The following is an 18,520-nucleotide window of genomic DNA, read 5'->3' as shown; positions in this document are numbered from 1 at the left end:
TGCGCACCCCGCCGGCCTAGCGCCGGCGCTTTTGTTTGTGGCTCAGCAGCCTGTCAAAGCCGCTGCTGGTCACGTTTGTGTCCCGGTCCGCCCTTTACGTGGGCGACTACTGAAGGATTTGCTTATGACTGACAAGATCGTTGTCGCCGCGCTGTATAAATTCGTTTCCCTGCCTGACTTCCATAACCTGCGTGAGCCGCTGCTGCAATGCATGCTGGATAACGCGGTAAAGGGCACCTTGCTGCTGGCCGAAGAGGGCATCAATGGCACCGTCTCCGGCTCGCGTGCCGGTATTGATGCCCTGATGGCCTGGTTTGACTTGGACCCGCGCCTGGCCGACATCGACCACAAGGAATCCTACTGCGACGAGCAGCCGTTCTATCGCACCAAGGTCAAGCTGAAGAAGGAAATCGTCACCCTGGGCGTGCCCGGCGTTGATCCGAACCAGAAGGTCGGTACCTACGTCGAGCCCAAGGACTGGAATGCGCTGATTAGCGATCCCGACGTGCTGCTGATCGATACGCGCAACGATTACGAAGTGTCGATTGGCACCTTTGAAGGCGCGGTCGACCCGAAAACCAAGTCGTTTCGCGAGTTTCCCGACTACATCAAGGCGCACTTCGACCCGGCCAAACACAAGAAAGTGGCGATGTTCTGCACCGGCGGCATCCGCTGCGAGAAGGCTTCCAGCTATATGCTCGGTGAGGGTTTTGAGGAGGTGTTCCACCTCAAGGGCGGCATCCTCAAGTACCTCGAAGAAGTGCCGCAGGAAGAGACCAAATGGCAGGGCGACTGCTTTGTCTTCGATAACCGGGTTACTGTGCGTCACGACCTCAGCGAAGGTGACTACGACCAGTGCCACGCCTGCCGCACCCCGGTGTCGGTGGCAGATCGTCAGTCCGAGTTCTACACCCCTGGCGTCAGCTGTCCGCATTGTTGGGACTCGCTGCCGGAGAAAACCCGCGCCGGCGCCCGCGAGCGTCAACGGCAGATTGAATTGGCTAAAGAGCGCAATCAGCCGCACCCGCTGGGCTACAACCCCCGACAAAATCGCGAGGCTTAAGCATGCACGCACGCCTGCTCTATGTGATGGACCCGATGTGTTCATGGTGCTGGGGTTTTGCCCCGGTACTTGAGTCCCTCGCTGAGCAGGCTGCTGCCGCAGGTGTGGGGCTGGAACTGGTGCTAGGTGGCTTGCGCCGTGATGGCGTGGCCATTGATGCGGCGGCGCGGGTGCGTTACCTGGGCTACTGGCAGGCGGTCAATGCCAGCACTGGGCAGTTGTTCAACTTCAATGCCGGACTGCCTGAGGGTTTGGTCTACGACACCGAGCCGGCTTGCCGCGCCCTGGTCACTGCGCGCAGCCTGGCACCTGAATTGACCTGGCCATTGGCCCGGTTGATTCAGCGGGCGTTCTACACCGAAGGGGTGGATGTCACCCGCGCCAGCGTGTTGGTGGAGTTGGCCGAGCGCGCCGGGATTCCACGTATCGTGTTTGCCGAAGCCTTTGACAGCGCTGCACAGCGCGCCGCCACCGCCGCTGACTTCAGCTGGACCCAGGATCTGGGCATTGCCGGCTTTCCCACGCTGCTCGCTGAACGCAACGGCCAACTGGCGCTGCTGACCAACGGCTATCAACCCCTTGAAGTGCTGCAGCCCTTGCTGACGCGCTGGCTGGAGCGGGTTGCCCATGCCTGATCGTTTGAGTTGGGCGGAAGTTCGTCGGCTGGCCCTGCAGCACAAGAAGGCGCTGATCTGGGCCAACCTGGTTGCCGTGCTGGCGACCCTATGCAGCGTGCCGATCCCGCTGTTGCTGCCGCTGTTGGTCGACGAAGTGCTGCTCAACGACGGTGACGCCGCGCTCAAGGTCATGGACAACTTCCTGCCCGCGCACTGGGAAACCGCCGCCGGCTACATCGGCCTGATGCTGGTGCTGACCCTGTTTTTGCGCGGCGGCGCGTTGGTCTTTAACGTGGTGCAGGCGCGGCTGTTTGCGCGTCTGTCGAAGGACATTGTGTACCGCATTCGTATTCGACTGATCGAGCGGCTCAAACGCATTTCCTTGGGCGAATATGAAAGCCTGGGCGGCGGTACCGTGACCACGCATTTGGTCACCGACCTGGACACGCTGGATAAGTTTGTCGGCGAAACACTCAGTCGCTTTCTGGTGGCCATGCTCACCCTGGCCGGCACCTCGGCGATCCTGATCTGGATGCACTGGCAGTTGGCGTTGCTGATCCTGCTGTTCAATCCGCTGGTGATCTACGCCACGGTGCAGCTGGGCAAGCGCGTCAAACACCTGAAGAAGCTGGAGAACGACAGCACCTCGCGCTTTACCCAGGCGCTGACCGAAACCCTCGAGGCGATTCAGGAAATCCGTGCCGGCAACCGCCAGGGCTTCTTCCTCGGTCGCCTGGGTGGTCGGGCCAAGGAAGTACGCGACTATGCCGTGGCCTCACAGTGGAAAACCGATGCCTCGAACCGTGCCAGCGGCCTGTTGTTCCAGTTCGGTATCGACGTGTTCCGCGCGGCGGCGATGCTCACTGTGCTGTTCTCTGACCTGTCGATCGGCCAGATGCTCGCGGTGTTCAGCTACCTGTGGTTTATGATCGGTCCGGTCGAGCAATTGCTCAGCCTGCAATACGCCTATTACGCGGCCGGTGGTGCGCTGACGCGGATCAACGAACTGCTGGCACGCAAGGATGAGCCGCAGTACCCCGGTCGCGTTGATCCGTTCAAGGGGCGCGACACGGTGGGCATCGAAGTCAGCGGGTTAACCTTTGCCTACAACGATGAACCGGTGCTGAACCAGCTCAACCTAAGCATTGCTCCCGGCGAGAAGGTCGCCATTGTCGGCGCCAGTGGCGGTGGCAAGAGCACCCTGGTGCAACTGCTGCTCGGGCTTTACACGCCGCAGGCTGGGACCATCCGCTTTGGCGGCAGCAGCCAGGAAGAAATCGGTCTGGAAGGCGTGCGAGAGCACGTGGCGGTGGTGCTGCAGCATCCGGCGCTGTTCAACGACACGGTGCGCGCCAACCTGTGTATGGGGCGTGAGCGGGGCGATGACGCTTGCTGGCGTGCGCTGGAGATTGCTCAATTGGCTGACACCATTCACGGTTTGCCACAAGGCCTGGACAGCATCGTCGGGCGTTCCGGCGTGCGTCTGTCGGGCGGTCAGCGTCAGCGTCTGGCCATTGCCCGCATGGTGCTGGCCGAGCCGAAAGTGGTGATTCTGGATGAGGCCACCTCGGCCCTGGATGCCGCCACCGAATACGCCTTGCACCAGGCGCTCAATCAATTCCTCCAAGGCCGCACCACGTTGATCATCGCTCACCGCCTGAGTGCGGTTAAGCAGGCCGATCGGGTGTTGGTATTCGACGGTGGCAGCATCGCCGAAGACGGCGGGCATCAGCAGCTTATCGCCGAGGGCGGGCTTTACGCCAAGCTGTATGGGCATCTGCAGCACTGATAGCTGCGCTGGGCAAGCGTCATCCACCTTACGGTTTCTTCTGATTGCACACTTTTTCGTGGGTCATGACCTTGCCAGGACGCGCTGCTGCCCCGCGCCTGGCAGTTAAATCGACCGCTTTGTAAATTTATCGTTACGCATGGTGGGTGCTTTCGGTCAGCATTCCCGCTGTTTTTCTCGCTGTATTAAAAACTTGCCGAAAGCCATGGCCACACTTGGGGCAGGGCGCTCTGGGCCGGCTTGTGAGCAGGGCTGTGCTCGGTTGTTATGAGGTCAATCCGCGCCGTTGCATCGCGCAGCGGTTGATCAAAACAACAACGAGGAGGCGCAATGAACGCCGTGAACAAGATCCAGCAGCACAACCCCATCGGCACCGACGGCTTCGAGTTCGTTGAATACACCGCGCCGACCCCGGAAGGCATCCAGCAGCTGCGTGAGCTGTTTACCGCCATGGGCTTTACCGAAACGGCCAAGCACCGTTCGAAAGAGGTCTGGCTGTTCCAGCAAAACGACATCAACTTCGTTCTCAACGGCAGCCCCACCGGGCACGTGCGTGAATTCGGTCTGAAGCACGGTCCGAGCGCCTGCGCCATGGCCTTCCGTGTGCAGAACGCGGCTCAGGCGGCCGCCTATGTAGAATCCCAGGGTGCCAAACTGGTCGGTAGTCACGCCAATTTCGGCGAGCTGAATATCCCCTGTGTGGAAGGCATTGGGGGTTCGCTGCTGTACCTGGTGGATCGTTATGGCGACAAGACCATCTACGACGTCGACTTCGAGTACATCGAAGGGCGCAGCGCCAGTGATAACGCGGTTGGCCTGAAAGCGCTGGATCACCTGACCCACAACGTCAAGCGTGGGCAGATGGACGTGTGGTCAGGCTTCTACGAGCGTATCGCCAACTTCCGCGAGATCCGCTACTTCGACATCGAAGGTAAGCTCACCGGACTGCTGTCGCGCGCCATGACCGCGCCGTGCGGCAAGATTCGCATCCCGATCAATGAGTCGGCCGACGACAAGTCGCAGATCGAGGAATTTATCCGCGAGTACCAGGGCGAGGGCATCCAGCATATCGCCCTCAGCACCGAAGACATCTACACCACCGTACGCCAGCTGCGGGCCAATGGCGTGCAGTTTATGGTCACACCTGGCACTTACTACGACAAGGTCGACACCCGCGTGGCCGGGCATGGTGAGCCGAGCGATGTGCTGCGTGAATTGAGCATTCTGATCGACGGTGCGCCGGGCGATGACGGCATCCTTCTGCAGATTTTCACCAATACGGTGATTGGCCCGATCTTCTTCGAGATCATCCAGCGCAAGGGTAACCAGGGCTTTGGTGAGGGCAACTTCAAGGCGCTGTTCGAGTCGATTGAAGAAGACCAGATTAAGCGCGGCGTGATCTCCGAGGAGTAATGCCATGAGCCGGCAATGGATCCGTTTCCCTTTGCGTGAAGGCGAGTGCTCGCGTCAGGCGCACTGCGACTTTCCCGAAGGCACCTACGAGCGCGAGATGGGCCGCGAGGGCTTTTTCGGCCCCACCGCGCACCTGCACCACAAGCATCCGCCCACCGGTTGGATCGACTGGCAGGGGCCACTGCGCCCGCACGCGTTCAATTTCAACACCATTGCCAGCGAGCGCGACTGCCCGCTGGCCGCGCCGCTGACCCTGCATAACAGCGATGTAAAACTGCGCGTGTGGAAAACCCACGGTGCCATGCGCCATTTGGTGCGCAACGCCGATGGCGATGACCTGCTGTTTATTCATGAGGGAGCAGGGCACTTCTATTGCGATTTCGGTCATTTGACCTACCGCGACGGCGATTACCTGCTGATCCCCCGCGGAACCGCCTGGCGTATTGAGGCCTGCGAGCCGACCTTTATGCTGCTGATCGAAAGCACCGACGGCGCCTATCAGCTTCCGGACAAGGGTTTGCTCGGCCCGCAGGCGATCTTCGATCCGGCGGTGCTTGATCATCCACGCATCGATGATGCCTTCAAGGCGCAGCAGGACGAAAACACCTGGCAGATTCGCATCAAGCGCCGCGGCCAGATCAGCACCGTGACTTACCCCTACAACCCGCTGGATGTGGTCGGCTGGCATGGCGACAACACGGTGGTGCGCCTCAACTGGCGCGATATCCGCCCGCTGATGAGCCACCGCTATCACCTGCCGCCGTCAGCGCACACCACCTTTGTCGCCAATGGTTTTGTGATCTGCACCTTCACCCCGCGTCCGGTGGAAAGCGACCCCGGCGCGTTGAAGGTGCCGTTCTATCACAACAATGACGACTACGATGAAGTGCTGTTCTACCACCGGGGCAACTTCTTCAGCCGCGACAACATTGAGCAGGGCATGGTCACGCTGCACCCATGTGGCTTCCCCCACGGCCCGCACCCGAAGGCATTGAAAAAAGCGCAGACCGATCCAGCGACCTTTATCGATGAAGTGGCGGTGATGATCGACACCCGCCGCGCCCTGGAAGTCGGCGAAGCCGCCGCCAGTGTAGATGTTCCCGAATACGTGAATTCCTGGCGTGCGCCGGGCAAGGAATCCTGATGAAACTCGCCTCACTGAATCAAGGCCGCGACGGTGTACTCGTCGTGGTATCCCGCGACCTCAGCCGCGCCACCGAAGTCCCGGCGATTGCCGCGACCCTGCAAGCGGCACTGGATAACTGGACGATCAACAAGCCCAAGCTGGAAGCGGTCTACCAGCGCCTCAACGATGGTCTGGAAGAGGGCGCGTTTGCCTTCGAGCAGGCCGCCTGTCACAGCCCGTTGCCGCGTGCCTATCACTGGGCCGACGGCAGCGCCTACGTCAACCACGTGGAGCTGGTGCGCAAGGCGCGTGGCGCCGAAATCCCGGAAAGTTTCTGGCATGACCCGCTGATGTACCAGGGCGGTGCCGACTGCTTTATTCCGCCGCACAGCCCGATCCTGATGGCCGATGAGGCCTGGGGCATCGATCTGGAAGCCGAGATTGCAGTGATCACCGATGACGTGCCGATGGGCGCGACCGCTGCCGAGGCTGCCGCGCATATCCAGCTGCTGATGCTGGTCAATGATGTGTCGCTGCGTAATTTGATTCCCGGCGAGCTGGCCAAGGGCTTTGGTTTTTACCAGAGCAAACCGTCGTCGAGCTTCTCGCCGGTGGCCATCACCCCGGATGAGTTGGGCGACAGCTGGAAGGAGGGCAAGGTGCACCGGCCACTGGTGTCGCATATCAACGGTGCGCTGTTTGGCAGACCGGATGCCGGCGTGGACATGACCTTTAACTTCCCGACCCTGGTGGCTCACGCCGCCAAGACCCGTCCGTTGGGCAGCGGCACCATCATCGGCTCCGGCACCGTGTCCAACTACGACCGCAGCGCGGGTTCTTCCTGCCTGGCCGAGAAGCGCATGCTGGAAGTCATCGAGAGCGGCGAGGCGAAAACCCCGTTTCTCAAGTTCGGCGATCGCGTGCGCATCGAGATGTTCAACGCCGCCGGCCATAGCCTGTTCGGTGCCATCGACCAGGCGGTGGAGCGCTATGAACACTGAGTTGACGCTCTACGGCTACTGGCGCTCCAGCGCCGCCTACCGGGTGCGGATCGGGCTGAATCTCAAGGGTCTGGCCTACCAGCAAGTGCCGGTGCACTTGGTCAAGGACGGCGGTCAGCAGCACTCGGCTGACTATCAGGCGCTGAATCCGCAGGAGCTGCTGCCCTTGCTGGTCGACAAAGGCAACGGCGGGGTGCGCATCGCTCAATCGCTGGCGATTCTTGAATACCTCGATGAGGTGTTCCCGACGCCCGCACTGCTGCCCAGCGACCCGCAGCAGCGTGCTCAGGTACGTGCTCTGGCGCTGCATATCGCCTGCGACCTGCACCCGCTGAACAACCTGCGGGTGCTGCAGTACCTGACCGGTGAGCTGGGCGTGGGCGAGGGGGCCAAGGACGCCTGGTATCGGCATTGGCTTCATAAAGGACTGGCTGCGGTCGAGGCAGGGCTGGCGGTATTCAATGATCGCCTGTCACTCGGTGAGCGACCCGGATATCTGGAAGCCTGCCTGATCCCACAGCTGTATAATGCGCGCCGTTTTAACTGTGACCTCGATGCGTACCCGCGCATTCTCGCCATGGCGGCGCGTTGTGAGCCTTTGTTGGCCTTTAAGCAGGCTGTGCCGGAGGTGCAACCCGACGCCCAGTGATCCCAGCCGGTTTCGCCGCCGCTAGGGTCGGCGAAACCGGCGCCCTATCACCGGCGAATACAGCGGTGGTCCGTTTGTACTGACGTACCTGGCCTGCATCCTGGCCATCGGTATCCCCGTGATGATGACCGAGATCGCCGTTGGCCGACGCGGCCGTGGCAGCCCCATCGATGCAATCGGGCGGGTGGTCAAGGAAAACAACGGCAACCCGCTGTGCAAGGCGGTCGGCGGCATGGCCATGCTGGCCGGCTTTATGAGCCTGTGTTTCTACGTGGTGGTGGCAGGCTGGGCCTTTGCCTATACGCGGAAGATGCTTGACGGCTCGCTGGCCGCTACCGCGGTCGAGCAACTTGGCAGGGTGTTCGAGGCCCATAACGCCAACCCCTGGCAACTCGGTGGCTAGAGCGTGTGGGTGGCGCGGCTGACCCTGTGGGTTGTCGGCAAGGGCGTGCAGGCTGGTGTCGAAAAGGCCTTTCGCTGGATGATGCCACTGGGCTGATCTTTATGAGCCTGCTGCTGGCCGGTTACGTCCTGCGCAGCGAGATCATGGGTGATGACCTGGACCTGCTGCTGGGCTATGCGCTGTGGCTGTTTATGGTGCGCTACGTCAGCCCGGTGCTGATCATGGTGGTGTTCCTGCACGTCCTGGGCTGGTTGATGTTTGACCCGATTGGCCAATGGTACTGGATTACCGAGCCATCGGTCGGCTGGCGATACAGGGTGAAGTGCTCAGGCCGAACGTCGTGCCGGTACTGGTCGGAGCTTAATCGCGCTAGCTGAGTCGCAGGAGAGAATGGCGCACGGGCAAAAGCTGTGCGCCCTTTTTTGTTGCTGCTAGGTGAGTGGCCTGAACAGCTGTCGCCTGGCTGGCCGCACAATTGCTGGGCTGTATATACTGCGCGGCGTTCCGTGACCCGATGCCTGCGCGCATCCACGCTTGCCCTGGCCAATAGCCCTCGACCACTCCGCTGGATCACAAGTCCTGCGGGTTCGTTCCCGTCACGGAACTGACCGACAGGTGATCGCATGCCACGTATTCGTCCTTCCCTCCGCCTGCTTGGGGGGTGTGCTGATGTCTGAACAGCTGCACGCCGGCCCGCTCAAGCGCGGCCTGAAAAATCGCCACATCCAGCTGATCGCCCTTGGCGGCGCGATTGGTACCGGGCTGTTCCTCGGTTCGGCCGGGGTGCTGCAAAGCGCGGGGCCATCGATGATTCTCGGCTATGCCATCGGCGGGTTCATTGCCTTTCTGATCATGCGCCAACTTGGCGAGATGATCGTCGAGGAGCCGGTGGCCGGCTCCTTCAGTCACTTCGCCCACCGCTACTGGGGTCCCTATGCGGGCTTTTTGTCCGGCTGGAACTACTGGGTGCTCTATGTGCTGGTCGGCATGGCCGAGCTCACGGCGGTGGGCAAGTACGTGCAGTACTGGTACCCGGATATCCCCACCTGGGCCACGGCGGCGGCGTTTTTCGTGCTGATCAACGCGATCAACCTGATCAATGTGAAAACCTTCGGTGAAACCGAGTTCTGGTTCGCTATCATCAAGGTGGTGGCGATCATCTGCATGATCCTGCTTGGCCTGTACCTGTTATTCAGCGGCGCGGGTGGTGAACAGGCGAGCGTCACTAACCTCTGGAGCCACGGCGGCTTCTTCCCCAATGGCATCAGCGGGCTGGTGATGATGATGGCGATCATCATGTTCAGCTTTGGCGGCTTGGAGCTGGTCGGCATCACCGCCGCCGAGGCCGATCAGCCGAAGACGGTGATCCCCAAGGCAATCAACCAGGTGGTCTACCGCATCCTGATCTTCTATATCGGCGCGCTCACTGTGCTGCTCTCGCTGTATCCCTGGGACAGCCTGGTGCAGACCCTAACCGCCGGCGGCGACGCTTACGGCAGCAGCCCGTTCGTGCAGATCTTCTCGCTGATCGGCAGCGACACCGCCGCGCATATCCTCAATTTCGTGGTGCTGACAGCCGCGCTGTCGGTCTACAACAGCGGCGTGTACTGCAACAGCCGCATGCTCTACGGCCTGGCCGAGCAGGGTGATGCACCCAAGGCGCTCATGAAGGTCAACAACCGTGGGGTGCCGGTGCTTGCCATCGGCGTGTCTGCGGCAGTGACCCTGCTCTGCGTGGTGGTCAATTACCTGGCCCCGAAATCGGCGCTGGAATTGCTGATGTCGCTGGTGGTGGCCTCGCTGGTAATCAACTGGGCGATGATCAGCCTGACCCATATCAAGTTCCGCAAGGCCATGCAGGGCCAGGGCGTGGAGCCGAGCTTCAAAGCGTTCTGGTTCCCCTTGAGCAACTACATCTGCCTGGCGTTCGTGCTGTTTATCCTCTGCGTGATGCTGATGATTCCGGGCATTCAGATGTCGGTCTACGCCATACCGTTCTGGGTACTGTTTATCTGGGTTTGTTACCGCCTCAAGCAGGTAAGCAACCCTCAGCGGTAGGCTGTGCAAGTATGAAAAAACCCGGCTCAGGCCGGGTTTTTCGTCTGTGGCGGCGCCTATGTCTGAAACTGCAGCACGGCGCTCTGCATGCTGCGCGCCACGCGGTCGAGGCTTTGTGTGGCAGCGGCCAGCTCGTTGACCGTACGGCTGTTCTGCTGTGACATCTGGGCGATGTGTTCCACGCGCAAGGCCACTTCGTTGCTGGCTTTGCTCTGTTCGTTGATGGTCTGGGAAATTTCTTCCACCACTTCGGCCGCGCGGTGGGCACCGCCACGAATTTCATTGATTGATTCCCCGGCTTGGCGAGCCAGTGAAACGCCGTCATTCACCCGGGTTACCCCGGTCTGCATACTGTCCACTGCTTGTGAGGTGCTGCTGCGGATTCGCTCGATCATTTGCGTAATTTCCTGGGTTGACTGTGCCGTACGGGCAGCCAGGTTGCGCACCTCATCGGCTACTACCGCAAACCCGCGCCCGGCTTCGCCTGCGCGCGCGGCTTCGATGGCGGCGTTGAGGGCGAGCAGGTTGGTTTGTTCGGCAATACTTTTGATCACTTGAATGATCGAGTGGATTTCTTCGGATGACTGGCCCAACGCGGTGATCGTAGCGCTGGACTCATTGACGGCCTCGGCAATGCGGCTCATGCCGTCGACTACCCCCATGATCACCTGGCCACCGCTGCTTGCGAGATGTTCGGACTGCGAGGATATTTCCTGGGCATTACGGGCATGGCCGGCAATCTGGCCAATGTTCTGAATCATCTGCTCCATGGCGCACGCCATGCTGGTGGCGTTTTGTGATCCCTCATTGGCACTGTAGACAATGCTCTGCGAGGCCCCGTTCAGGCTGTGCGCGGTTTGCTGCAATTGCTCGCCTTCGGCCCTGATTTCATCGATCATTTTGCGTAAATTGTTTTGCATGTCGGCTAATGCCTGCTGCAATTGCCCGGCTTCGTCGTCACTGTCGACGCTGATGACATTGCGCAAATTGCCCTGGGCGATGGCGCGAGCCACGTTGACGACGGTTTCCAGCGGGCGAAGCACAGCCCTCATGAGTTGGCCGGTAAGCAGGGTGAGTAGGCAGCACACCAGTAGAATTCCGCCAACCAACAGCCAGGCCGCATCCTTTACGGCTGCTTGGCTGTCGCTACGGGCGTTGGCCGAATGAGCTTCGATCAGGCCGCTCAGTGCCTCGTTTTTCTCTTCCAGTTCAGCAAAGCTGGTGTCGAAATCCGGCATGTGACGGCGAGCTTCCTGAGGGTCTTTCAGTGCGAGGTCGACGATGCTTTCTGCCTGCTGGATATACGCCGCCAGCGCCGGTTGCGACTGGCTGACAGCCTGGCGAATAGCATCGCTGAGCGGCAGTTTGGCATTGTCATTGAGCGTGCGGGTAAACCATTCGCTGTGCTCGCGCAGATCCTTACGCAACTGTGTGGCAGCCGTGCTGTCGTTGGGGTCGATGTAGAAGGCGGCCAGTACATCGGAACGCAAGGCGTCATGCATCATGTCGCCTTCAAGGTGATTGCGCAGCGCGCTGATGCTCAACTGGTTTTCATTCAGCGCGCTGGCCAGGCGGGTTTGCCCCCAGAAGCCAATACAACCTAACAGACTGGCTGCCAATACGCTTATAACCCCACAGGCGATCATTTTTTGCCGGATATTCATTCCTAAACCTCCAACAAGACCAAGTAGGACTTCAGCCTAGCTCATGTAACGGCCATTTGTGGCCTATGGCCAAAAAACCATTATTGCCCGCTACCAAGGGTTACGGGCGCTTTGCGCAGTTCATCGGCCCATGCCAGCAAGGGCACGTCAATGTGCGGCTGCCAGATGCGGGACCACAGCAGTTGCAGGCGAGTAAAATCGCCGCGTTCTACCGGCAGTCGTTCAATCTGTTCAATGGGCTGCCACTGGCCATCGCGTAACGTGGCAAAGACAAAGCGGAAGGGATGGAAGCCTGTCATGCCCAGGCGGATATCGGTCACTACCAGTTGCTCACCCAGTTGGTCGTAGCGCAGCACACCATTGGTAAACCAGGCCAGCCGCTTATGCGCCGGGGAGTCGGCCAGTGCTGTGGCCAAATGGGTGCCACGGGGAATACGCGTCAATTGCGGTGGGGCGTCGTCAAACCAGCTGACCAGTGCCTCATGGTAATCCCCACCATCCAGCACGATTACCCGCCACAGCAGGCTGTTGAACGGTGTTGGGGTGCTGAATATCTGTTGCGCTTCGATACCCTGATTTGTCAGCTCAGCAGCCACGCGCTGTTCGGCCATGTATTTGGCTCCCAGGGTGAAGCCCAGGTACAGCGAAGACAGTAGCAACGCCAGGGTTGGGGCTTTGCCTGCTTTGTCCCGTAATCCGTATAGCAGACTAACCGCCACGGCAACGCACAGCGGAACGGTATACAGCGGGTCAATTATAAAAATACTCGACCAGGCGGTGGGTATCGGCGTCAGTGGCCAGAGCAACTGGGTGCCGTAGCTGGTGAAGCTGTCGAGCAGTGGATGGGTTATCAGCACCAGCCAGAGGGTGAGGAACAGGCGCTGCGCGGAGTAGCCGGGGTTATGCCGGAATCGTCGGGTCAGCCAGGTCAGAAACAGCGCCAGGCCGGTCAGAACAAACAGCGAATGGCTGAAACCCCGGTGGTAGGTCATGTCGGCCACGGCGTCGCCATAGTCGATGATCACATCCAGGTCCGGCAATGTGCCGAGCATGGCGCCATACAGCAGCGCCTTGCGCCCCTGCCAGCGGCCGAGCATCGCGCCTTGGATGCTGGCACCGAGTACGGCTTGGGTTATCGAGTCCATGGCAGGTCCTTGGAAGAAACAAGCGGCTAACTTAGCCCAAGGCTCAAGGATCTGCTGCGGTAAATGTTCGAGAAAAGGTTTCAGTGATGCGTTGGCAGGCTGGGCAGTGCGGTGCGCGGTTCGGGTGCGTTGGCTTCGTATTGGCTGTACCAGGCCATCAGCCCGGTAATCGCCATCGGCTTGCCATAAAAATAGCCTTGTGCGTAATCGCTGCCCAGAGCGCGGATGAGTTGATCATCGGTGTGCTCCTCAATGCCCTCGCAAATCACCGTAAAGTTAAAGCTGTGGCACAACTCGATGATGCTGCGCACCACGCGCTGCAGTTGCGGGTCTTGGCTGATGCCTTGGACGAAGGATTTGTCGATTTTGATGCGCTGCACTTTCAAGCTGCTCAAGTACGACAGCGATGAATAGCCCGTGCCAAAGTCGTCCAGGGCAATATCGATACCCAAGGCATTGACGCTCTGCAAAATTTTCTGCGATTCGTTGAAGTTGGCCACGGAAATGGACTCGGTCATTTCCACCAACAATTGATTTGCGCCTATAGGGGTGTCCACCAGCCATTGTTGCAGGCTATCGGCCAGGCGCAGGGTGAATTGCGAGGGCGCAACGTTGACGGAAAAATACAACTGCGTGCGCATATCCTGCGGCAGCTTGCCGATGTCCTGCCTGAGGCGTTGCAGCAGCCAATGCCAGAACTGCAGGCCGAGTTGGTTGTTTTCAGCCAGCTCAACCACTTCAAGTGGCGAAATGAAACCCATGGCCGGATGGTTCCAGCGCAGCAACACCTCAACCCCGAGGGTGTCGCGTTTGAGACCGATGATGGGTTGGTAATGCAGCGCCAGGCCTGAAAAGTTGCCCTTGAGTGCACGGCGCAGGTCGCTCAATAACTGGCGGCTGCGCAAGTAACGGTTGTTGATTTCTTCATCAAACACCTTGAGTCCGCGCGCATGGCCAAGGCGCAGTTCGCGAGCGGCCAGGGTGGCGCAGTAATAAAGCTTTTCGGCGCTGTGGATCTGTTCGCTGTCAAACACCACGCCAATGCGCGCATTGACCTGAAAGAGTTGTTTGTCATTCTGAAAGTCAAAACACAATGCAGCGCTCAGCGCTTTCAAGGTTTCCATCACAAGATGAGGCGGAAAGTGTTCGGCAAAGGTGATGAGGAATTCATCGCCACCGACGCGGGCGATAAAACTACCTTCAGGTTTGAGCGTGTTCAGCAGGTTGCCAATGCGGCTGAGCAACTGATCGCCCGCTTCATGGCTAATGGTTTCATTCACCGCGCGAAAGTTGTTCATCTCAATCACCGCCAGGGCGCTGTAGGTCAGCCTGGTTTTGTTGGCGTTATGCAGCGCCAGCATGGTTTGCCGGTTAGGCAGACGAGTCAGGGCGTCGTAGTGGGCCAAAAAGTTATTGCGCCGGCTTTCCAGAAACAGCATCAGCAGCAAAGCGCCGCCGCAAAACAACAAGCCCAGCAGCAGGGTTTGGGTGAGAAAGCGCTGGGCATGCACCTCATCGACAATCCGCGCCGCCTCAGGGCCGGTGAAGTTACGCACGATTAATTGGCGAATGGGCAGCCTGAATGCCTCGTAAGCTGCGATGCGTTGCTCAATGGCATCGCCCGGTGTGAGTGAGGCTGACAGCAGCAGGTCTTCATCATTTTTCAGCTGGGTAAACAGCTTGTCCGCCAGCGCTTGCGCGCCAAATCGCTCGCGGATAACGCGGTTTTCCTCGCCGGTCAAAAAAACCGTCAGGCGGTTCCACAACAGTTCGTAATCAAACTGCATCTGTGCGGCAGACGCGGCATTGACTTGAAACAACCGCAGGCTGGTGTGGAACTTGATGAACTCCTGTTCCAGCTGCGCCAGTGACCAAGCCGACAACTGAATGCGCGTGGCGGTCAACTCCGCGCTGCGCTGGTTATTGATTAGGGATGCGACGATGCCCACGGCAAAGCCCAGGGTCACCACCAGCAAAAACACATAGCGCAAACGGCGCATTGGATTAGTCGCTGATCGTCAGGGATTTGAGCTGCCAGACCATGGTCTGGTGAAACTCTTCTTTGCGCAGTTGTGGGTATTCGCTGAGCGGATAAATGATCCAGATCGGGCCTTTGTCACGCACACGCATCACTTGGCCGTTGCTGCGTGTGGCCAAAATCACCGGGTACTGCATGGCCGCCGCGGTGCCAAACGAAATGCTGTAGTCATTCAGTGCGGTGGCCGAAATCGTCGACCCTTTCGCCCCCATTGCATTGAGTAACGCGCTGATACGCACACCGCTGTAGGTGGCACTGCCTTCTGTCCACGGTGTGGTGGTGCTCACCTCGGTTTGTGGCATGGCATCCAGGCGCGCCAGATCAAAGTAGGCCGTACCTTGCGGACAACAGGCCAGATTGCCTGAAATGCTCAGTATGACCGGGTCTTTGGGGGGCGTGGCGAAGGCGTTGTCAGCCAGTAGCGGCTGCGCCGAGAGCAGGGCAGCGAGGGCCATCAGCAAGGCAGGAAAAAATCGTGGCATGGCAGGCACTCCGAGGGTGCATTGACTTATTAAGTTATAGCAGGCGTCAGCGTCTTAATACTCAATGATGCCGTGGCGATATCGCGGTAGTGATGTCACTTAAACTTCAAAGGGGGCAGTCGGTCTGGCTCAAAGCGGTTGCATTCATCAGAGGGGCTGACTGATCAGCTAATCGCGCCTTCTTTCATCCGTAACAGTGCCCAAGCTTTCAAGACATTCACTTCGCTTGCTGGCCAGGTGGAAGCTACGCTTTTGCTCGGCTATTAGCTTAATCCTTCAAGTGCGTCACCTCACAAACCAAAGAGGAAGCAGAGATGAAGATGAAACCCTACTCGACGATGAAGACTGTGCTCAGCACCTTAGTCATCAGTCATCTCGATCGTTTGCGGGCCTTTGCACACCGCACAGGCGTGCACACGCCTCGTATACGAGACGGGCAATCAGTCCTACATCACTGGACGGTCCATGGATTGGATGGATCCTGCCGCCAAAACGGCGCTCTGGGTCTTTCCCAAGGGTATGGAGCGCGACGGGACGGTTGGAGAAAATCCAATTAAGTGGAGAGCCATGTATGGCTCAATTGCTGTCTCTTTTTATGATGTCGGAACGGCCGATGGCATGAACGAGAAAGGGCTTGCTGCCAATCTGTTGTATCTGAAGGAAGCCGAGTGGGGGGATGCAACCAATACGGGAAAGCCCACCCTGACCGCTGGTGCTTGGGCGCAGTATTTCCTTGATAACTACGCAACAGTGAAAGAGGCGGTTACCGCAATGGCCAACCCGCCATTTGCCATCATTGCGCCGACACTGCCAAACGGCAGCGCGGCAGGCTTGCATCTTTCGATTTCTGATGCCACGGGCGACTCTGCGATCCTTGAATACATCGATGGCAAGCTCGTCATTCACCACGGTTCGCAGTACAAGGTGATGACCAACTCGCCCACGTTCGACCAGCAACTAGCCCTTAACGCCTATTGGGAACAGGTCGGCGGAAGTAAATTCCTTCCGGGTACGATCAATGCGGCCGACCGTTTTGTCCGGGCCTCTTATGCTCTTGGCGCCTCACCTAAGTGCGAAGATAACGACCTTGCACTCGCATCGGTGTTCTCGCAAATTCGCGCTGTGAGCGTGCCTCTGGGCATAGCGGATCCAGACCGCCCGAACCTCGCGATGACACTATGGCGCACCTTTGCCGACCATAAGGCGAAGATTTACTACTTTGAGTCTGCTGTCTTTCCTGCCGTGTCTTGGCTCGACATGAACAAGATTGATTTAACAGAAGGTGCTGCTCCGAAGGTCGTCAGGGTTGAGCGTGGGCAGTTCCTTGCGGGTGAGCTTTCGGCAGTACTCAAGCCTGCGGAGCCTTTCAAGTGGCTTGGGGCCGAGTGATCGGGAGTACCGAGGTGGCAAGGCAATACGCCACTCCTTAACTCTGTGTTGGAAAATTCTGGAGCGAGTCACTCCAGCTGACGGCTCCTTGGGGCCGTCGCTGATCTCGATTGAATGGCCCAGAATTTCGTAGGGGCTCAATTTTTAAGAGGAGGTTATGGAAAAGACCACAACCTACTCCAATCCCATGAACGGGCTGGAAAGGTCGTGTGCAAAAGCGTAAGGCCACCGCAGCTGTTTAAGGGCCTGTACGGTAAGAATCAGAAGGCAGCGAGAATCTGGCCTAGCACGGCCATTGCCTCTTCGCTCTGCGCATCCCAGGGATGGCCGTAATTCAGCCGTGCGCAGTTGCCGAAGCGCCGGGTGGCCGAGAAGATCGGCCCCGGTGCCAGGCTGATGCCCTGGACCAGGGCCAGTTGGAACAGGCGCAGGGCATCGACCTGTTCGGGAAACTCGAACCAGAGGAAGTAGCCGCCGCTGGGACGGGTGACCTTGGTACTGGCCGGGAAGTGCCGCGCGGCCGAAGCGAGCATCGACGCCTGTTGCGCCTCCAGGGCATGGCGCAGCTTGCGCAGGTGGCGATCATAACCGCCGTGCTGCAGGTAATCGGCCAAGGCGGCCTGGGCCGGTACGGAGGGCGAGAGGGTGGTCATCAGCTTGAGTCGACTGATTGGCTCGGCATAGCGTCCGCCGGCCACCCAGCCGACCCGGTAACCCGGTGCCAGGCATTTGGAGAACGAGCCGCAGTGCATCACCAGGCCGTCACGGTCGAAGCTTTTCACTGGTTTAGGCGGCTGGCTGCCGAAATACAGCTCGGCGTAAACATCATCTTCAATCAGTGGCACCTGATGGCGCTGCAGCAGTTCATACAACGCGCGTTTTTTGTCATCGCTCATGCTCGCGCCGAGGGGGTTTTGCAGGCTGCTCATAAACCAGCAGGCCTTGATCGGCAGACTGGCCAGGCGCTCGTTCAACACATCCAGATCGATGCCTTCACGCGGGTTGACCGGGATTTCCACGGCCTTGAGCTTCAAGCGCTCCAGCACCTGCAGCGTGGCGTAAAAGGCCGGTGCCTCGATAGCCACCAGATCACCGGGTTGGGTGACGGTTTGCAGGCACAGGTTGAGGGCTTCCATGGCACCACTGGTGATCACCAGTTCTTCCAGCGGCAGCATCACGCCGCTGACCATATAGCGCAGGGCTATTTGCCGGCGCAGGTTGGGGTTGCCCTCGGTCATATCGGCGATCACCGCCTGCGGTTGCATATCGCGCACGCTCTGGGCCATGGAGCGCGCCAGGCGCGGCAGGGGAAACAGCTGCGGGCTGGGGAAGGCCGAGCCGAACGGTACGGTGCCGGGGTCTTTGAGTGAGGCGAGGACCGAGAACACTAACTCACTGACATCCACCTCGGTGGTTTGCGTTGGCTGCTGGCTGGTTTCCGGTTCGGCCAGAGAATGCCGCGCCAGCTCGCGGACGAAGTAGCCGGAGCGGGCGCGGGCCTGGATCAGACCGCGGTCTTCCAGCAGGTAATAGGCCTGGAACACCGTGGACGGGCTCACCCCGTAGGTACGGCTGGCGTGGCGTACCGAGGGCACTTTTTCGCCAGGGGCGAGCATGCCGCTGCGGATCAGTTCGGCAATCTGGTCGGCGAATTTCTCGTAGCGCTTCATCGGGTCCGTAGGG

General features: G+C 59.5%; 14 protein-coding genes and 1 pseudogene. 10 read left to right on the top strand and 5 right to left on the bottom strand.

All coding sequences use genetic code 11. The features are described from left to right. Positions 1 to 124 precede the first annotated feature (124 nt). From OU997_RS20255 to OU997_RS20215, 9 genes and pseudogenes are all read left to right on the top strand, one after another. Positions 125 to 1,063 (top strand): rhodanese-related sulfurtransferase, encoded by a 939-nt coding sequence (locus OU997_RS20255; RefSeq protein ID WP_108488782.1) that lies wholly within the window; start codon positions 125 to 127, stop codon positions 1,061 to 1,063. 2 nt (positions 1,064 to 1,065) lie between these two features. Further along, positions 1,066 to 1,698 carry a DsbA family protein gene (locus OU997_RS20250; RefSeq protein WP_108488781.1) on the top strand — a complete coding sequence of 211 codons (633 nt, stop codon included), beginning with the start codon at positions 1,066 to 1,068 and terminating at the stop codon, positions 1,696 to 1,698. Then, the gene (locus OU997_RS20245; RefSeq protein WP_267808331.1) at positions 1,691 to 3,469 is read left to right on the top strand and encodes an ABC transporter ATP-binding protein; all 1,779 of its coding nucleotides are present in this window, start codon (positions 1,691 to 1,693) and stop codon (positions 3,467 to 3,469) included. Before OU997_RS20250 ends, OU997_RS20245 begins: the two co-directional genes overlap by 8 nt. A gap of 330 nt (positions 3,470 to 3,799) precedes the next feature. Then, on the top strand, positions 3,800 to 4,882 hold the full coding sequence (hppD, locus tag OU997_RS20240; protein ID WP_108488779.1) for a 4-hydroxyphenylpyruvate dioxygenase: 1,083 nt from the start codon (positions 3,800 to 3,802) through the stop codon (positions 4,880 to 4,882). Positions 4,883 to 4,886: 4 nt separating this feature from the next. Then, positions 4,887 to 6,026, top strand: a complete 1,140-nt coding sequence (locus tag OU997_RS20235) for a homogentisate 1,2-dioxygenase (RefSeq protein ID WP_267808329.1) — start codon at positions 4,887 to 4,889, stop codon at positions 6,024 to 6,026. After that, on the top strand, positions 6,026 to 7,009 hold the full coding sequence (locus OU997_RS20230; protein ID WP_108488377.1) for a fumarylacetoacetate hydrolase family protein: 984 nt from the start codon (positions 6,026 to 6,028) through the stop codon (positions 7,007 to 7,009). The genes OU997_RS20235 and OU997_RS20230 overlap by 1 nt, the downstream gene beginning before the upstream one ends. Next, complete coding sequence (gene maiA / locus OU997_RS20225) at positions 6,999 to 7,658, top strand: maleylacetoacetate isomerase (protein WP_267808327.1); 660 nt, start codon at positions 6,999 to 7,001, stop codon at positions 7,656 to 7,658. The genes OU997_RS20230 and maiA overlap by 11 nt, the downstream gene beginning before the upstream one ends. A gap of 46 nt (positions 7,659 to 7,704) precedes the next feature. Continuing rightward, positions 7,705 to 8,425: pseudogene (locus OU997_RS20220) on the top strand (sodium-dependent transporter); the annotation flags it as partial. Positions 8,426 to 8,730: 305 nt separating this feature from the next. Continuing rightward, positions 8,731 to 10,119, top strand: coding sequence for an amino acid permease (locus OU997_RS20215; RefSeq protein WP_371920604.1), 1,389 nt, complete (start codon positions 8,731 to 8,733; stop codon positions 10,117 to 10,119). 56 nt (positions 10,120 to 10,175) lie between these two features. Here OU997_RS20215 and OU997_RS20210 read toward each other — a convergent pair whose 3' ends face one another. The 4 genes from OU997_RS20210 to OU997_RS20195 form a co-directional block, all read right to left on the bottom strand. Continuing rightward, on the bottom strand, positions 10,176 to 11,783 hold the full coding sequence (locus OU997_RS20210) for a methyl-accepting chemotaxis protein (RefSeq protein WP_108488379.1): 1,608 nt from the start codon (positions 11,781 to 11,783) through the stop codon (positions 10,176 to 10,178). Between the two features lie 80 nt (positions 11,784 to 11,863). After that, positions 11,864 to 12,928, bottom strand: coding sequence for a metal-dependent hydrolase (locus tag OU997_RS20205; protein ID WP_267808326.1), 1,065 nt, complete (start codon positions 12,926 to 12,928; stop codon positions 11,864 to 11,866). Positions 12,929 to 13,008: 80 nt separating this feature from the next. Further along, on the bottom strand, positions 13,009 to 14,928 hold the full coding sequence (locus tag OU997_RS20200) for a putative bifunctional diguanylate cyclase/phosphodiesterase (protein ID WP_267808325.1): 1,920 nt from the start codon (positions 14,926 to 14,928) through the stop codon (positions 13,009 to 13,011). A gap of 4 nt (positions 14,929 to 14,932) precedes the next feature. Further along, positions 14,933 to 15,448, bottom strand: a complete 516-nt coding sequence (locus tag OU997_RS20195) for a molybdopterin-dependent oxidoreductase (protein WP_267808323.1) — start codon at positions 15,446 to 15,448, stop codon at positions 14,933 to 14,935. Positions 15,449 to 15,841: 393 nt separating this feature from the next. Here OU997_RS20195 and OU997_RS20190 point away from each other — a divergent pair, with 393 nt between their 5' ends. After that, positions 15,842 to 16,837 carry a linear amide C-N hydrolase gene (locus OU997_RS20190; RefSeq protein WP_267808321.1) on the top strand — a complete coding sequence of 332 codons (996 nt, stop codon included), beginning with the start codon at positions 15,842 to 15,844 and terminating at the stop codon, positions 16,835 to 16,837. Between the two features lie 260 nt (positions 16,838 to 17,097). Here the strand turns inward: OU997_RS20190 and mapR are convergent, their stop codons facing one another. Continuing rightward, on the bottom strand, positions 17,098 to 18,507 hold the full coding sequence (gene mapR, locus OU997_RS20185) for a GntR family transcriptional regulator MpaR (protein WP_267809938.1): 1,410 nt from the start codon (positions 18,505 to 18,507) through the stop codon (positions 17,098 to 17,100). Positions 18,508 to 18,520 lie beyond the last annotated feature (13 nt).

It is taken from the genome of Pseudomonas sp. SL4(2022) (assembly GCF_026625725.1).
GTDB lineage: Bacteria > Pseudomonadota > Gammaproteobacteria > Pseudomonadales > Pseudomonadaceae > Aquipseudomonas.
Note: the sequence above shows the minus strand (reverse complement) of the source record. Positions and strands in the feature narration are given on the sequence as shown.

Bases quoted from the DNA above. Each gene is read 5' to 3' on its own strand.
- OU997_RS20210 (WP_108488379.1), bottom strand. From the start codon at position 11,783: ATGAATATCCGGCAAAAAATGATCGCCTGTGGGGTTATAAGCGTATTG.
- OU997_RS20215 (WP_371920604.1), top strand. From the start codon at position 8,731: ATGTCTGAACAGCTGCACGCCGGCCCGCTCAAGCGCGGCCTGAAAAAT.
- OU997_RS20255 (WP_108488782.1), top strand. From the start codon at position 125: ATGACTGACAAGATCGTTGTCGCCGCGCTGTATAAATTCGTTTCCCTG.
- OU997_RS20250 (WP_108488781.1), top strand. From the start codon at position 1,066: ATGCACGCACGCCTGCTCTATGTGATGGACCCGATGTGTTCATGGTGC.
- OU997_RS20195 (WP_267808323.1), bottom strand. From the start codon at position 15,448: ATGCCACGATTTTTTCCTGCCTTGCTGATGGCCCTCGCTGCCCTGCTC.
- OU997_RS20245 (WP_267808331.1), top strand. From the start codon at position 1,691: ATGCCTGATCGTTTGAGTTGGGCGGAAGTTCGTCGGCTGGCCCTGCAG.
- OU997_RS20200 (WP_267808325.1), bottom strand. From the start codon at position 14,928: ATGCGCCGTTTGCGCTATGTGTTTTTGCTGGTGGTGACCCTGGGCTTT.
- maiA (WP_267808327.1), top strand. From the start codon at position 6,999: ATGAACACTGAGTTGACGCTCTACGGCTACTGGCGCTCCAGCGCCGCC.
- OU997_RS20205 (WP_267808326.1), bottom strand. From the start codon at position 12,928: ATGGACTCGATAACCCAAGCCGTACTCGGTGCCAGCATCCAAGGCGCG.
- mapR (WP_267809938.1), bottom strand. From the start codon at position 18,507: ATGAAGCGCTACGAGAAATTCGCCGACCAGATTGCCGAACTGATCCGC.
- hppD (WP_108488779.1), top strand. From the start codon at position 3,800: ATGAACGCCGTGAACAAGATCCAGCAGCACAACCCCATCGGCACCGAC.
- OU997_RS20235 (WP_267808329.1), top strand. From the start codon at position 4,887: ATGAGCCGGCAATGGATCCGTTTCCCTTTGCGTGAAGGCGAGTGCTCG.
- OU997_RS20230 (WP_108488377.1), top strand. From the start codon at position 6,026: ATGAAACTCGCCTCACTGAATCAAGGCCGCGACGGTGTACTCGTCGTG.